Annotated in this window: 13 protein-coding genes and 1 pseudogene; 8 read left to right on the forward strand and 6 right to left on the reverse strand. The window is 45.9% G+C overall.

Annotated features, from left to right (window positions below; genetic code table 11):
• Positions 1 to 330: 330 nt before the first annotated feature.
• From V512_RS09875 to V512_RS09915, 8 genes are all read left to right on the forward strand, one after another.
• Positions 331 to 1,497 (forward strand): ROK family transcriptional regulator, encoded by a 1,167-nt coding sequence (locus V512_RS09875; protein ID WP_099830306.1) that lies wholly within the window; start codon positions 331 to 333, stop codon positions 1,495 to 1,497.
• Positions 1,498 to 1,526: 29 nt separating this feature from the next.
• Entirely contained in the window at positions 1,527 to 2,453 is a 927-nt protein-coding gene (locus V512_RS09880) for a sugar ABC transporter substrate-binding protein (RefSeq protein WP_099830307.1), read from the forward strand.
• A 24-nt stretch (positions 2,454 to 2,477) separates the two neighbouring features.
• The gene (locus tag V512_RS14645; protein WP_099830308.1) at positions 2,478 to 3,689 is read left to right on the forward strand and encodes a hypothetical protein; all 1,212 of its coding nucleotides are present in this window, start codon (positions 2,478 to 2,480) and stop codon (positions 3,687 to 3,689) included.
• Positions 3,682 to 5,223, forward strand: coding sequence for a sugar ABC transporter ATP-binding protein (locus tag V512_RS09890; protein ID WP_243392374.1), 1,542 nt, complete (start codon positions 3,682 to 3,684; stop codon positions 5,221 to 5,223). Before V512_RS14645 ends, V512_RS09890 begins: the two co-directional genes overlap by 8 nt.
• Positions 5,224 to 6,174, forward strand: coding sequence for an ABC transporter permease (locus tag V512_RS09895; RefSeq protein WP_099830309.1), 951 nt, complete (start codon positions 5,224 to 5,226; stop codon positions 6,172 to 6,174).
• A 937-nt stretch (positions 6,175 to 7,111) separates the two neighbouring features.
• Positions 7,112 to 7,957, forward strand: coding sequence for a DUF5685 family protein (locus tag V512_RS09905; RefSeq protein WP_099830311.1), 846 nt, complete (start codon positions 7,112 to 7,114; stop codon positions 7,955 to 7,957).
• 2 nt (positions 7,958 to 7,959) lie between these two features.
• Positions 7,960 to 8,754, forward strand: coding sequence for a J domain-containing protein (locus tag V512_RS09910; protein ID WP_099830312.1), 795 nt, complete (start codon positions 7,960 to 7,962; stop codon positions 8,752 to 8,754).
• Positions 8,755 to 8,761: 7 nt separating this feature from the next.
• A complete protein-coding gene (locus V512_RS09915) occupies positions 8,762 to 9,343 on the forward strand; it encodes a hypothetical protein (RefSeq protein WP_133117339.1) in 582 nt (193 codons plus the stop codon).
• Between the two features lie 172 nt (positions 9,344 to 9,515).
• Here V512_RS09915 and V512_RS09920 read toward each other — a convergent pair whose 3' ends face one another.
• The 6 genes and pseudogenes from V512_RS09920 to V512_RS09945 all read right to left on the reverse strand — a co-directional run bounded on the left by V512_RS09920 (position 9,516) and on the right by V512_RS09945 (position 14,625).
• Positions 9,516 to 9,791 carry a type II toxin-antitoxin system RelE/ParE family toxin gene (locus V512_RS09920; protein WP_099830314.1) on the reverse strand — a complete coding sequence of 92 codons (276 nt, stop codon included), beginning with the start codon at positions 9,789 to 9,791 and terminating at the stop codon, positions 9,516 to 9,518.
• Positions 9,775 to 10,062: a hypothetical protein gene (locus V512_RS09925; RefSeq protein ID WP_099830315.1), complete on the reverse strand. Its 288-nt coding sequence runs from the start codon at positions 10,060 to 10,062 to the stop codon at positions 9,775 to 9,777. The genes V512_RS09920 and V512_RS09925 overlap by 17 nt, the downstream gene beginning before the upstream one ends.
• Positions 10,063 to 10,344: 282 nt before the next feature.
• A pseudogene (locus tag V512_RS15390) lies at positions 10,345 to 10,449 on the reverse strand (cytoplasmic protein); the annotation flags it as partial.
• 400 nt (positions 10,450 to 10,849) lie between these two features.
• The gene (locus V512_RS09935; protein WP_099830316.1) at positions 10,850 to 11,950 is read right to left on the reverse strand and encodes a glycoside hydrolase family 172 protein; all 1,101 of its coding nucleotides are present in this window, start codon (positions 11,948 to 11,950) and stop codon (positions 10,850 to 10,852) included.
• Positions 11,951 to 11,960: 10 nt separating this feature from the next.
• Positions 11,961 to 13,592: a DUF4185 domain-containing protein gene (locus V512_RS09940; RefSeq protein ID WP_243392375.1), complete on the reverse strand. Its 1,632-nt coding sequence runs from the start codon at positions 13,590 to 13,592 to the stop codon at positions 11,961 to 11,963.
• 4 nt (positions 13,593 to 13,596) lie between these two features.
• Positions 13,597 to 14,625: a LacI family DNA-binding transcriptional regulator gene (locus V512_RS09945; RefSeq protein WP_099830318.1), complete on the reverse strand. Its 1,029-nt coding sequence runs from the start codon at positions 14,623 to 14,625 to the stop codon at positions 13,597 to 13,599.
• Positions 14,626 to 14,635: the final 10 nt, after the last annotated feature.

Here is a 14,635-nt window from a genome sequence, read left to right on the forward strand (position 1 = left end):
GGAACAAGGGTTAACGAAGATTTGTAGGAGGAAGATGGGTTTTTTCGAGAATAGAGAAATCATCTCTAACATTTTTACGACTCGACTACGGTTCAAGAGAGAAGAGTGAAAGTGATTAGTTGTCAAATCCTGCTTGTAGGATCCGCGCCGTCGAGCCAGATTGCCCTTTGGCATTGACGCTTCAAGGGCTATAATTCAATTGAATTAGTTAGTAGTTTTTATTTACCAACTGGAATGATGTCCTTCTGGTGTTTTCTGTAAGCGATCTCCCGGTTGTCAGTCATGAATCGGCGGAGAAGAAAATGAAGGAAGGAAGCGGGGGGGGAAGAAGTGGTATCGAAACTTACTGAGATCAGAACGAGCGAAATTCTGAGGATAATTAGAGAAAGGAAGAGTACTTCTCGAGTCCAAATAGCGAAACTGACCGGACTCAGCAAACCGACCATATCTTCAATTGTCAACGACCTTGTTGAAGAGGGAGTTGTAAGAGAGAACGGGCTCGGACAGAGCAAATCTTCCGGTGGCAGGAAACCTATAAATATCTCTTTCGCAAAAGATTACAGAAACGTACTAAGTGTTGACATAGGCGGAACCAAGACTATCTTCGCGTTGATCGATCTCGACGGAAATATCTTGAAACGCGACACTATAGACACTGACCTTCTTCGAACCGAGAGGGGTCTAGTAGATGAGTTGAATGAGAGGCTCGAGAGTTACATAGAGGGAGTCGGAAAAGAGAAGGTACTGGGAATCTCTTTAGGCATTCCCGGTACGGTAGACAGGGCTACGCAGAAGATAAAATACATGCCCTCCTTCGACATCGGCAATCTTGATCTCAAGACGCCGGTCGAGAAGAAGTTCGGGATTTCGACGCTGATCGAAAACGATGTTACACTTGCCGCCTTCGGGGAGTCATGGATCGGTTCTGCAAAGGAGTACAATGATGTGATTCTGGTTTCGATCGGAACCGGTATAGGCTCAGGTATCGTCATAAATGATTCGGTTTACAGAGGATGCGTCGGTGGAGCCGGCGAAATCGGCGAATTTGTCACCGACTGGTCTACGGAATCAAAGATGAATGCTGGATTTGGAAGGCTCGAACAGTGGTTCTCGGGATTTGCTCTCGAGTCTTTCTGCAGGAAAAACGGCTGGGAATTCAGCGTAAAGGACCTATTCGAGAAGATGGACTCCGATGAGAGAATCCTCAAAAGAATTGTGGGAGGCTGCGAACATCTTGCGCTTGCATTTGCCAATGCAATTATGCTTCTCGATCCGGCAAGACTTTTGATAGGGGGTGGTATTGGCTTCAACCAGTATGACCGGATTTTCCCGATAATCGACAGCACTCTGAGGAAGGTTCTTCCTCAAGAGCTTTACAGACCTGATCTACTTGTCAGAGCGGCTCTTGAGCCTTACAGTGTTGTCATCGGCGGAGCTTATTTTGCTCAGAAAGAGTTGCTCCTTAAAGAGGTTCTAGGGGGAACTTCGGGATTTTGAACGGCAGGAAACTACAAGAGGAGGTACTTATGAGAAAGATTACTGTTCTACTGGCTTTGATCTTCGTTCTAACGGCAGGAATTCTATTTGGGACGGACGTTGCAGTTTTGCTTCCCGGAACCGTTGAATTCTTCAGCGTCCAGAGAGTAGGGTTGGATGCGGCCGCTAAGGAGTTTGGACTGAACCTGATCTATGCGGACGCAGAATGGGATGCAGGCAAGCAACTGTCTCAGGTTGAGAACTTCATTGCAAGAGGTGTAGATCTCGTGCTACTTTGCGCGGCGGATAACATGGCCCTTCGAACGGCGGTAACTCGCTGCGACGAAGCCGGAATTCCATTGATAACATTCACAAACAGCATCGGAACAGATCCTGAAGGCAAGTATCCGGGTGTCATTAGCCACATAGGTCGTTCTGAGATAGGATCAGGCGTTGTCCAGGCAGAATTTGTCGAGAAGCTCTTTGGGAACGCCGACATCGACATAATTCTTATAGAAGGTAATCCAGGTACAACTGCCCAGAGAATGAGAGAAGAGGGTTTTCTCTCCGTTGCTGAAAGAAATCCTTCCTGGAGCATAATTGAGAAGCGCCCTATCGACGGCTGGACAAAGGAAGGAACGCTTGCGTTCATGGAGGCTTTCCTCCAGAGCGGCAGAAATGTCGACGTCATTGCCTGCCAGTGGTGGTCGGGAGCCATAGCGGCATCGATGGCGCTCAAGGAGAGAGGAATCACCGACGTAGTGGTTTTGGGCCTGGAGTATGCGAAAGAGCTCGTTCCTTACATTGAAGCCGGAGACGTTTACGCTTCCACGTATTTCTCGGTTATTGAAGAAGGCTACAAAGCAGTTGAGGCCGCCCATCTATACCTGACCGGCCAGGAAGTGCCAAAGTTCATCGAGATCCAGCAAGTAATGGTTACAAAGGATAACGTGGCCGATTTCGAACCGGAAATGTAAGAGAAATACGATAGGAGGTCGCTGATGTCTGAAGCAGGTAAGATCAATATCCTCTCACAGCTGTTCTTTAACGAGGAGCTGTCCAGGGATAATTCAGGAAGCCTTACAGAGAAACTTTCGAAGGCAAAGAAGGCAGGACTTGAGAAGCTCATTATCTGGTCGGTCCGGCCCGAATATCTTTCCCCGCTTGTCTCGATTTGCAGAGACGTCGGGGTCTCTCCGCATCTCTGGTATCCCATGCTGGCAGACACGCCAGTAGATTTCGATACGGACGCCTTCAAGATAGTCAGAACGATAGAAAGCGGCCGGTCGGAGATACTGGAATCCCAAAAGGCCGGCGGTGAGGAGTTTGAATTTCTTTGCCCCAACAAGATAAGTCAGGAGGAGGCCTTTCTAAGCCGCTTCGAAGAAATCCTTGGTCTTGCCGACTTCGACGGTGTCTTTCTCGACAGGATCCGTTTTCCTTCGCCGGCCAACGGGATAGGAGAGATGCTTACCTGCTTCTGCGACACCTGCAAAGAGAGATCGAGCGCAACGGGTTCAGCCTTTGAGGAGGCAATTCACGGTTTTTTAAGAAAGCTCGGTTCGAAGAGGGGAATGGACGAAGTACTTGAAACTCTCAAAGAGTTTTACATAATTACCGGGGAATTTCTCGAGTTCAGAAGGTCATCGGTGCTCCAGCTGCTAACTCAATATTCCGACAGGGCGAAAAACGTGGGCCTTGAAGTGGGCGTGGATCTTTTCTCCCCTTCTCTTAGAAATATCGTTTCGCAGGATTACGAGAGAATATCCAGGCATGTGGATTGGATGAAGCCGATGATTTACTGCAAAACAATGGGGCCGGCCGGACTTCCGATGGAACTTCTCTCTCTGGCGCAAATTCTCGTGGATCACGCCTTGCGGCTTTCGGAGAGAGAAGCGCTTGAGATTATCGGAGAGCTGACCGGCCTTCTGTTGCCTGAAAGCTTTGAAGAAATAAGAATGAGCGGCATCGATCAGAAGAACTATGTACTCGAGCTGAATAAGATCGACCAGATGAATCTCAATCCGGTAACCAGGATCTTCCCAGGCTTTGAGGCGGTCAATATTCCACCTGTATGTTCGGTCGGACTGGACGAAGTCGGGAATTATGTAGAGGCAACTCTTAGAAAAGGCCATGATGGGTTTGTTCTCTCGTGGGATATAAGGCACATAAGCGATAAGATTCTCGAGTATGTGGGTGATTTAGTTGAATAGAGATACTACCGGCTCTAGACTCATTCTAGAAGTGAAGGAATTATCCAAGAGCTTTCCCGGTGTTCAGGCTCTTGACAGGGTAGACATGGACGTGAGAGAGGGGGAGGTCCACGCTCTTCTGGGAGAGAACGGATCGGGAAAGTCGACGCTCACAAAATGCATTGTCGGAGCTTATCAGAAAGATGCCGGGACTATTCTCTACGACGGGAAGGAAACAAGCTTCTCATCTCCAACGGAATCTTTCAGGCAGGGAATAAGTGTTATCTATCAGGAGAGGAGCCTCATTCCCAAATTCACTGTCGAGCAGAACATATTCCTCGGTGACGAGATGCAGGTCTCGGGCCTGCTTTCAGAGAAGAATATGAGAAAGAGATTTCGCAGCCTTTGTGAATCGTATGGATTTGATCTCTCACCGGACGAGAAGATATTCAGGCTCGGGGTGGCACAGCAGAAGGTTGTGGAAATCATGAAGGCACTTTCCAGGAATTCGAGGGTAGTGATTATGGATGAGCCGACGGCCTCGCTTTCGAAGGAAGAGTCGGATCATCTCTTCAAGATAATCTCGCAACTTAAAAGCAGGGGAATCTCGATTCTGTATATCACACATATCCTGGAAGAGGTCTTCAGAATTACAGATAGAATTACAGTCCTCAGAGACGGCAGAAAGGTCTCCACTCTGAATACTGCTGAAACTGACAGAGAAGAAATCGTCAATTTAATGGTCGGTGAAGTCTTTCATGATATCGAAGATATTTCGAGCTCTGCAAACTACGATCTTCCACCCGTCATATCTGTGAAGAACGTTCAAAAGTTGCCTAGAGTCAGGGATATCTCATTCGAAGTCTATCCCGGTGAAGTGCTTGGAATTACCGGTCTCACCGGCTCGGGAAAAACAGAGCTGGCCAGGGCGATTTTCGGCGCCGAGAAAGCAGACAGCGGCGAGATAACTGTCGAGGGCAAGAGAGTGAATCTGAGCTCGCCGGTAGATGCCATAAATGCAGGGATAGCGCTGATCCCAGAAGACAGGAAATCCGATGGCCTCATAATGCTTTTCGAGGTCTTCAAGAATATTACTCTCCCTGCGATAAGCGATTTCACTGTGACACCCGGATTGATCCTGACAAAGAGAGAGTATGTCAAGGCGAATGAATACAGGGAAAGGCTTAATATCCGACTTGCTTCGATACATCAGCAGACGAAGTTTCTCAGCGGAGGCAACCAGCAGAAAGTCGTAATCGCAAAGTGGCTGCTGACCAGCCCAAAATTGCTGATCATGGACGAGGCGACACAGGGAATCGATGTGAAGGCAAAGAGTGAGATTTACTCGATTGTGAGAGAGCTTGCCGAGAACGGCTTCTCCGTTATCTTCATTTCCTCGGAAGTGCCGGAAGTTCAGAGAGTATCCGACAGAATCCTTGTAATTGCAGATGGAGAGGTCGTGGGAGAATTCAAACGCGGAGCTCGCCAGGACGAGATCCTGAAGAAGGCGTTGAGCGGAAAACAAGAGCATCTAGATAATCAGGTGGTGAGTTGAATGTCAGGACCCGCTGTTAAGTCGAGGTTGGTAAGCTTTCTGGGAAAGTACAAAATCATCATAGCATTCTTTGTGTTGGCGCTGGTCATCTCGCTTATGACACCCAATTTTCTGTCTTGGAGAAATATCATAAACATATTCAGGCAGAGCTCGATAATCGGCATAATGGCTATCGGCTCCACCTTTGTCATTATCGGCGGCGGGTTCGACATCTCGGTCGGATCACTGCTGGCTCTTTCCGCCGCTATGGCGGTTGGACTGCAATCTTCTATGCACTGGTTCCTCGCAGTGATTGTTGTTTTGCTTGTTGGTGCCGCCTTTGGAGCGGTAAATGGATTCCTTAGCTCGAAAATCCATATCCCGCCAATCATTGCCACTCTGGGGACTATGACGATTATAAGAGGGATCGTTTATATGTATACGGGCGGCTATCCTCTCTATGTCGATTCAGAAGGGTTTGCTTTCATCGGCAACGGCTACATAGGGCCGATTCCCTTTCCAATAATTTTGCTGCTGATCCTAGTAGCTCTCGGTCAGTTCATTCTTGTCAAGACGAAATTCGGCCGGTACTCCTGTGCCATCGGCGGCAACAAAGAGGCGGCAAGACTCTCAGGAATCAAAGTCGACTTCTACATAACCCTGACCTTCGTTGCCGGAGGAGTAATGGCTGCAATGTCAGGAATCGTCTACGCCTCAAGGCTGCTTTCAGTTACACCTCTTGCCGGCCAGGGCTATGAGCTGGATGCGATAGCTTCTGCGGTAATCGGTGGTACAAGTGTGTCTGGGGGAGAAGGTTCAGTCGTAAGAACTCTCATCGGGGCGTTGTTGCTGACGATGATAACCAATGCGTTCAACCTGATTGGGATAGATCTCTATGTTCAATATGTGTTCAAAGGACTTGTAATTCTGGCAGCGGTTGGATTCGATTCATTCTACAAGGCCCGTGGCTAGAAGGTGAACTCTGCATACGAGAAAAAGTACTTCCGGGGGCAGAAGTTACTCCCGATATCGGAAGTAGTTTCCAATCCTTAGTGCTTCGGAATTCCGTTTCTTTCCATTGCGTTGATGCTCCGTCCTGTAAATCCGTATGATGTGGAGAGCTGTTGCATACTGCTGGCATGAAAGAGCGGCATTTCATCATTTTGTACGTGTTTCCGTATCTCGTTCTTCAACGATGAACTTAGATGGCTTACATGTGAACCATAGTGGCATAATCTTTTTGTATTAGGTATCCTCTAGGGAGGAGCAGATGAAGAGCCCTGCTTGACTTTTTTTCTGTCCTTAGGAATAATCTCGCAGATTTTTTGTTTTCTATTTCTCGTTTAGTCTGAAAAATGGAGTCTGACCCTATTTAATCTTCGATAATTAAGACCATAAAGGCTCTCGCAGTCATAATTATTCGGAAGAACTATCTAGCAGTCGATGATGCAGAAGAAAGGGAACTTGATGATCTTTTCGATAAGTGGTTGAATAATCTGAGTGACATTCGAGTATCAACGATAAGAGACAGTATCAATCTTACGAGAAGGAACTACCCAAAGATATATCTTGCTTGCAAGAAGTTCTTTGCGAATCTGGAGGAAGCTTTGTCACAGAGAGGTGTCTTCAGCCAGACAAGGTCTCAATGTTTCTAGGTTTTGCAAGTTCGTAAAGCTTTCACAGGTAATCGAGTATGTTTATAGGATACTAGTACTCACGGCAAGGCTGGCAGTGGACTACAAACGAGATAGGGTAAAGTCTGTAGATCAGCGTGAAGAAGCAGTAACACCTGTGAGATAATATATTCCTTGGGCATCTGAAGATTCCACAGAGATGCCCACAGCAGTAACAAGAGAATCAAATGAAGCCTGAACAGGTAAAAAAAGCAGTGATCTAAAACGAGGTACGTATGCTTGGATATTTCAAACCGGGGAACTCGATTTCGCCCGAAGCGAGAAGACAGTATCAGGTTATCTACTGCACGCTCTGCCATAATCTCAAGAGGCTATACGGAACAAGGGCTTCAATGCTTTTGCAGCATGATCCGATTTTCTTCTCGATTCAGTCAGGTTTTCTGCCTTCGATCGATGAAGAAAAGGTAATAAAAAAGAGCTGTATTATACAACCCAAGAAAGTTGAAGTATTGGCAGGGTATGAGGCTTACTTTGATCCATTGTCTGATCTTTCTGTATTGATGATCCTTATAGCCCTATGGGACAAGGAGTTTGACAATGAGATTACTATAAGAAACAGGATCTTCTTGAAGATCCTTGGCAAGGTCTTCAGACTATCCGAGAGGAAACTTGCGGAGAGGGAGATATCGATTTCCGATCTGAAATCAGAGTGCTTAGCCGCGCTGGAAGTCGAACGAGATCCAAAGCTTAATCCTTTGGACAGGCTAAGCAAATTCATAGAGTTCGGGGGAAGATTGACCGCTGAATTCTTCCCTGCTAATGGAAACTCAGAACGCAGCGAATCTATTTCCATAAATATGCTGAAAATCATGTACCTTGTCGATGCGCTGGAAGACTTTCATTCTGACGTAGCTAAAGGGTCTTTCAACCTCTTACAGGGTCAGAACCGTGAAGACATGATAGGTTTAGTCGAGAATGGCGTGGAGTCTTCGTTGAAGGCCATATATCTTCAAGGAAAACCTTCACTGGACACTTATTATAGAGAGATCGTATCAAGCGCAATGAATACTGTGATGAACAGTCTTGAGATAGCGAAAGAGAAATTCGATAAGGAGGGCTGAGAATGGCCAATTATTACGAGGTGCTCGGCGTAAAGCCAGATGCAACTCAGTCTGAAATTCGGAAACGTTATCGTGAACTCGTAAGTCTTTATCATCCCGACAAACATTCCAACAATCCGCTTCGTGAACTCGCAGAACAGAAGATGAAAGAGATAAATGAAGCCTACGAAGTCCTCGGGACTCCGGAAAAACGCGAGGAATACGATTCGGGAGTCCATACGGAAAGAAGTTATCATTACAGTGACAGGGCTTCCCAGAATTACGATATTCTGATCGCCAACGCAACCGAATCATACTCTCAAAGGCTCTGGGGGAAAACCATCGAATACTGCACGCAAGCGATAGCTATCGACAGCTCGAGATATGAAGCGTTCGGAATAAGAGGAATTGCGCAAAGCAGCCAGAACAACCACTCGAAAGCGATTGAGGACTTAGAAACCGCAATCAGGAATGGTGGACAAGACGATTGGATATTCGCTCAACTGGCCTTTAGCCACGCCGAACTTGGTAATCACGCTGAAGCGATAACATATATCAAGAAAGCTATGCAAGTGGGTTCCAGAGAGCCGAACTATCTGGCTTTTCTAGCTATCCAGTACGAAAAGCTAGGTAGCCAAACCGAGGCTTCGAATACCTGGAATGAACTGAGGTCTGTAGATCCAAACAACGAAACACTCAAACAAAGAGATCAGGTCTGGAAAGTGGGCGGTGCCTACGTCAACAAGAAAGACGTGGGAACTACTGCCGCTGCTTGTGCCACCTGTATCTTATGTGATCTCCTCTGCAACTGCTGTTGACATTGATATGGATAGAGCCCTGGAGCTTTTGAGAGAGTATGGATACTTGGTTGTCTTCTTTGGTACAGTAATAGATCAGTCTGGCATTCCGGTCTTTATCGTGTCGGGCGGGATACTCATAGCCGCAGGCATACTTAAACCGGTACCCGTTATACTCTTGTCCATTCTCTCTCTGCTCTCCACCGATATTCTGTTTATTCTGGTGGGTAATTACTTCAGAAATGCAGTCAGCGGCAATTACTCCAGCTCAAAAAGTGTATCTTGGCTAAAGCGTTTTCTGGTTCTGGGAACAGGCCTTTTTCTCTCTTCACCGCGACTCTTCTACCTATTCTCGAAAGTGATTCCCCTAATAGGGAAATATGTGCCCGTGTTCGCCGGATTCAGCGATTCACCGAAAGCGACCGCTATCTCTCTGTTCGCAGTCGGAGACCTGATATGCACAATTCTGTTTCTGGCGGGCGGCTTTTTCTTAGGAGACTTATTTATTAGCTATTCCAGGAGCATAGCCGTCCTAACAGGTCTAGCTTTTCTGATAATATTCCTCGTAATCAGCAGGGCTATGAAGAGAGAAGTGAAGAAGAAGATCTAGTGTAGACTGAACTCGACCGATCTTAAGAGCACACTCCCCGTCGGCAGGAGCATGACGCCACCCCGCTCAAGCGGGGACTTAGATCAGAAGCGTCAAGAAGATCCGCTGTGAGCTTAAGAACAAAGACCGGCTGAAGGCTAATAAGAAGATAGAAAGAAGAACACATTTGATCTTATCTGTAAGCGTCTCCACTTCTGACTATCTGAATTACGAGCACCAGAAATTGACCGCCTTTCAATTGAAATATTACTCTATAACTGCCGACTCTCAATCGAAGAAGGCCATTATACTTCCCAGTAAGAGGCTTAATGTCTGGTTTCTTGTTCGACGAACCATCATAGAACTCACAAAGATCTAGTAAAGTATCGTTTTTCCTGTCTTGCTGCTTCTGGTCCAGTTTTTCAAGTTGCTTGTCGGCCGCGTTTGTGAGTTCAACGATGTAGTTCATATCTTCTGACTACTTTTAGATCTTCTTCTGTCATCTGATCTAGTATTCTCGTTAGCTCTTCGTTTTCTTGTGGATCACATGGTTCAGTTGTTGCCATTATCTTGAAGTACATAGAATTATATCCTTCTGTTTTTATAAGGTTCCACAAAGCATGCTCTATGATTTCGCTGGCACTTCTGCCCTGAACTTTTTTCAACTCTTTGAGTATCTTCCACGATGAGGGTTTCAACATGATGTTATGCCTTTCCTTAGTTTCTCTGATATTTTCCATGGCTTCACCACCGTTACACATCGTGTGTAAATTATACACCCATCATTCCTTCTTTTCTAAAGTCGTGCGGTTGGTTTGTTTTCGACACTCGAATGTTCATTTTTTCTTGCTAAGGCCTTCCATTGAATACATTCTAAAATGCTTTGCACAGGCTTCTTGGGAGATACCTGTTTCTGCTTTCGATTTCTCAACCATCTTCTTGTAGTGTTCGCAGCGGTGAAAAATGGAGTCTGACCCGTTTATTTCGTTTATTTACACTTTTTCAATTCCATGTAAGTCCGCAGGCAGCATGGTTTTCAATTGTGCGGACAGTGTCCCCACAATTTGAGGATAAAGCCGGTAAAAACGCAGGTAACGATAGAGCTGGCGGCGATTGCAATTACTCACATAGCAGTGAAAAATGGAGTCTGACCCTATTTATTTGTTCTCTATTTATTTGTTCTTTTTTTGCTGAGGAAACCACTTCCTCAAGCCTTCGCCTTTCTTCTCCTCAGGGCATTCGCCTTCCCGAAGCAACTACCGCACTGAAATGGCCGACAACTATCACAGCGGAGTCAAAGAAGAGACAGAACTCCATGAAACGATTCTAATGGGTTCAAGAAATGCTGTTTTCAGTTGCTAGTACTAATAATAGTCATTCCAAAAGAACGCGCTTATCGAATTTCTTTACAGGAAAACGGGAGCAGCAACTTGACGCTTCTGCTTGCTTCTGGGGAATCGCAGTCAATGAATTCGGACAGCACCGAAAATCGCTCACAGATCGAGTGATCGTCGGATTAATTCACTCCTAATCAGCATAGGGCAACCTATCTTCAGGTGGCAGCAGTGATTCGAAACTTTTGTGAGGTTCTGCCTGGTACCAGAAAGCAACAGATGAATAGTCGTCAAAGCGATTGTTGTTATGCCCCTTTTCTATGGTTACTTTCAACGACTTGCTGAAATAAATCGGATCCTCTATATGAAATCTGTACATGCTCATGTAACCCTTCCAGTTGCTATCTCCCGGAAGTACCAGTCCAAAGTAATCTGACGCATATCTCTGAGATGGACACCAGGCCATACTGAAGTAATCTTCAGTGCCCGTACCGTGGAGGGAAGGCGGCCACGAATCGTCATCGATGAAAATCATGTCGTCGCCTTCTCCGTACCAATCCCACTGATCTGTCTCTCGCATGTTATGAACATAGAAGAAGCAACCGACGTAATGACCTTTGCCTTGAGCATCAAGAACGACGTAGTTGTTCCTGCCGGTCTTGTTCTGGCCTTGAAACTCGAAGATGTTGTTCGCTACAAACGGCTCCAGAGCAAAATCCTTTAGATTATTGGGAGCAAGTGTCTTCACCAGAACACTTTCATCTCTCGAAACGCCCTGCTTTCTTCGCCATTGCGCATGGAAGTAAGCTATGTTCTCTGGCAACTTTGGCCAGAGTTCGTAATCAATATAGTAATAGGCAACAAGATCTTGGGAAGAATTCTCATTAGTAATCTCTATCCGTGCCCTTTTTCTGAATGGCATAGGAAAGAAGCAGTTGAATCCACGACCATCTTCGGGCGACATTTGTATGGGCAGCGAAGAGAAGTTAACTGTCTTCCCATGACCGGCACCGAAAAAATCCCCTATTGGAGTCTCAACACTTGGCGCACTTTCGTCATCCCAGAAGACCCGGAGTATGCCCTTGCGCAAGAAGTGCTTCTCAGTAGACCTGAATGTCATCCAAATATGGCTGACAACTCCTGGTCCTTCAATTTCTCCCAGAACCAATGTCTCTCCTGCTGCTATTGCTTTCCAGTCCCTGTTGCCGCCGCTTTCATCGTAAGATGATATTCTTCCTCTCCTTGCATCTTTTAGTGTCATCAGGTTTCTAAGAGTTCCACTAGAAAAGTCCATCCTAAACCTCCTATCTGACTAATCTGGCTTTCATTAAATAGACGTTGTATGGCATCCATAATGACATAATGAAGTAAATGTACTCTCCTTCGTTTTCAACTAACAGAGGATTCAAAAAGGCCCCGTACAAGCCCGGATACTCCCTGGAAGAAACAAGCTGATATGGTTTACTCCAGGGCCCCCATGGATTGGCAGATTCTCTTATCTCAAGATCGTGACTGTGCTCATTCAAATAAGTTATTATCCACTTCCCGAGGAAGTGATTGTACATTGCAGAACATTCGCCAACTGGAGCCTCAATAATTATCGCTGCGTCTTCTTCTTTTCCTGACCACTGAGGAATTCCTGAGTTATCTAAGCCTGAGAAGTATTCATACGCACCAATTTTCTCTATTTCTTCGCCATTCACTTTCATTAATTTGACTCCACCGAACCTTCCGCTAGGGATGCCAAAGAAGAATAAAGTATCACTGTTCACGTCACATCCATCAGGAATCTTTAGCCATTGGGATGCCTTCGCAATGCCTACCTGGGCAAAGTTACTCTCCGAACTCCATTTCACTGAGTCAAGTATTTCCCAGGTCTGTCCGCCGTTCTCTGAAACCGCCAGTCCAGAATAGCTCGTGTTCCATCTCCCCGGTTCTCCCCAGCGGTTGACCATCATATAGTGGATATACAGTTTGGAGTTCACCGCTACTCCGTTAGTAGGAATCGCGGTAATATTTCCGGGCATTGAATGAATCAGTTCTTTTGCTGCTCCGGAAGATTCTTCTGGTCCTCCCCAGTAGAAGGCTTCGCGAAGCTCTTGCGCTGCAAAGTTCACAGAATTCTCGGTAATATCCGCAAAGATCACTTCATAGTCGGAAGTGCCCCACTCTTTTGCGCCAATCCCATACCTTGCCGAATTCAGAAAGCCCTCTTTGTCATCGAAAGTGCCCGCTTCAATCCAGTTCTTTCCATCCTGGCTGTAGCTGAAGACGTAAACATTGGAGAATAACCTGTTTTCAATTCTCAGGTATGGATATAAGGAATTCACTTCAGCGATTTTAACGAATTCTCCTCCGATGATTCCGCTAGCTTCCATTCTCTTGTTGCCCAAATGGCCCCACATAATCCAACTCCGCATTCCGCTGAAGAAAAGTAATCCACACAAATTCGTTGCTCCAACAGGAGCAGAGTTGCTTTCGATTCTTGTTTCTATTGACCATCCTCCGGGTAGCTGCGATTTCAGAAGTTTCGGCGCGAGATCAACACTAGACCATAAATCGGCTCCTTTTCCGACATTGAGTTTGATTTTGTTTTCGGAAAATTCGTATGTCGAACCTCCATCACCTGTTATGAACCCTTCAAAAATGATACCGTCACTTGGATCTTGGTCGGTGGTGAATGCCATAACATTCTTGCGCCAGTTTGTGTTGTTGATTCCAAAAGTGTCACCAAAAACAAAGAATGTGATCTCACCATCGTTGAAACTGTGACCAAGATCGGTTCCGAAGACGTCATACTTGAGCGTGTTGTTGATTGCGTTGGGGCCTGTAAGCTTTGCTACCATTTCCAGTTCTGAAACATCCTTAAGAGATGTGGCAAGGAGAAACGAGCAAATCAACACCACGCTTAATAGGAGTACCGCTACTCTTATCATGAAATCAACCTCCTTGCTTTTCTGAAGAGAGATCATTAACTGAATCACGAATTATCAATTCACCTTCGACGACTACGATTTGAGAGTTTGATTCATTGTTCTTCATCTCTCTTTTCAAAAGTGCCACGGCGTTCATCGCCAAGGACTCGATAGGCTGTCGGAATGCAGTAATTGGCGGAGACGTTACTTCAAGCCATTCAATGTCGTCAAAGGAAACAAACGAAAGTTCTTGTGGAATCTCTACCCGAAGGGTTTTCAATGCCTGAAGAAAAGCCTTTGTTATGACAAGGTTACCGGTTATGAGTGCCGTTGGTCTATGAGAGAGGATTTCAATAGTTTGGGACTTGACATCCTTTTCTATGAATAATCCGAATCTTTCGAGGGTGAATTCTTTACTGAGACCAAAATCCTTCATTGCCTCTCTGTAGCCAGCTAATCTCTCTTCTCCCATTGACGTGTTGGGAACACTCTCTACAAAAGCAATTCTTCTATGACCCTTACGGTACAAGTATCTAACTATCATGTAGACTGCGCTTCTGTTGTCCACATTCACCTGACTTACACCAAGCCCTTCAACGTTTCGATCAAAGAAGACTATAGGGATATCCATCCCTTTCACCCTCTTGTAGATTGAAACATTACCGGTTCTATCCACAGGCGCTGCAAGGATACCGGTAACGTTCTTGGAGACCATTATCTCAAGATACTCACGTTCCTTCTCAAGAGACTCCCTTGTCGTAGAAAGCAGTATCTCATATCCAGAATCATAAAGAAGCTCTTCTATCTTTGTCACAAAATGTGCAAAGAATGGGTTGAATGTGTCCGGAACCAGCACGCCTATAAGATTTGTCTTCTGATGCTTGAGGCTCCTGGCAGAATAGTTGGCTATATATCCAAGTTCATCTGCCTTCTGCAAAATTCTCTTCTCCAGAGTCTGACCAACTTCACCCTTCCCGTTAAGAGCTCTTGAAACAGAAGCTACCGAGACACCCAGTTCTTCGGCAATTGCTTTTATGGTAACCCTTCGCGCCAACGATTCCTCC

This window comes from Mesotoga sp. Brook.08.105.5.1 (assembly GCF_002752635.1).
Taxonomy (GTDB): domain Bacteria; phylum Thermotogota; class Thermotogae; order Petrotogales; family Kosmotogaceae; genus Mesotoga.

Excerpts from the sequence above, each read along its gene's own strand:
- V512_RS09920 (WP_099830314.1), bottom strand. The coding sequence starts at position 9,791 with ATGAACTACATCGTTGAACTCACAAACGCGGCCGACAAGCAACTTGAA.
- V512_RS09915 (WP_133117339.1), top strand. The coding sequence starts at position 8,762 with ATGGATAGAGCCCTGGAGCTTTTGAGAGAGTATGGATACTTGGTTGTC.
- V512_RS14645 (WP_099830308.1), top strand. The coding sequence starts at position 2,478 with ATGTCTGAAGCAGGTAAGATCAATATCCTCTCACAGCTGTTCTTTAAC.
- V512_RS09880 (WP_099830307.1), top strand. The coding sequence starts at position 1,527 with ATGAGAAAGATTACTGTTCTACTGGCTTTGATCTTCGTTCTAACGGCA.
- V512_RS09910 (WP_099830312.1), top strand. The coding sequence starts at position 7,960 with ATGGCCAATTATTACGAGGTGCTCGGCGTAAAGCCAGATGCAACTCAG.
- V512_RS09895 (WP_099830309.1), top strand. The coding sequence starts at position 5,224 with ATGTCAGGACCCGCTGTTAAGTCGAGGTTGGTAAGCTTTCTGGGAAAG.
- V512_RS09940 (WP_243392375.1), bottom strand. The coding sequence starts at position 13,592 with ATGATAAGAGTAGCGGTACTCCTATTAAGCGTGGTGTTGATTTGCTCG.
- V512_RS09935 (WP_099830316.1), bottom strand. The coding sequence starts at position 11,950 with ATGGACTTTTCTAGTGGAACTCTTAGAAACCTGATGACACTAAAAGAT.
- V512_RS09905 (WP_099830311.1), top strand. The coding sequence starts at position 7,112 with ATGCTTGGATATTTCAAACCGGGGAACTCGATTTCGCCCGAAGCGAGA.
- V512_RS09925 (WP_099830315.1), bottom strand. The coding sequence starts at position 10,062 with ATGGAAAATATCAGAGAAACTAAGGAAAGGCATAACATCATGTTGAAA.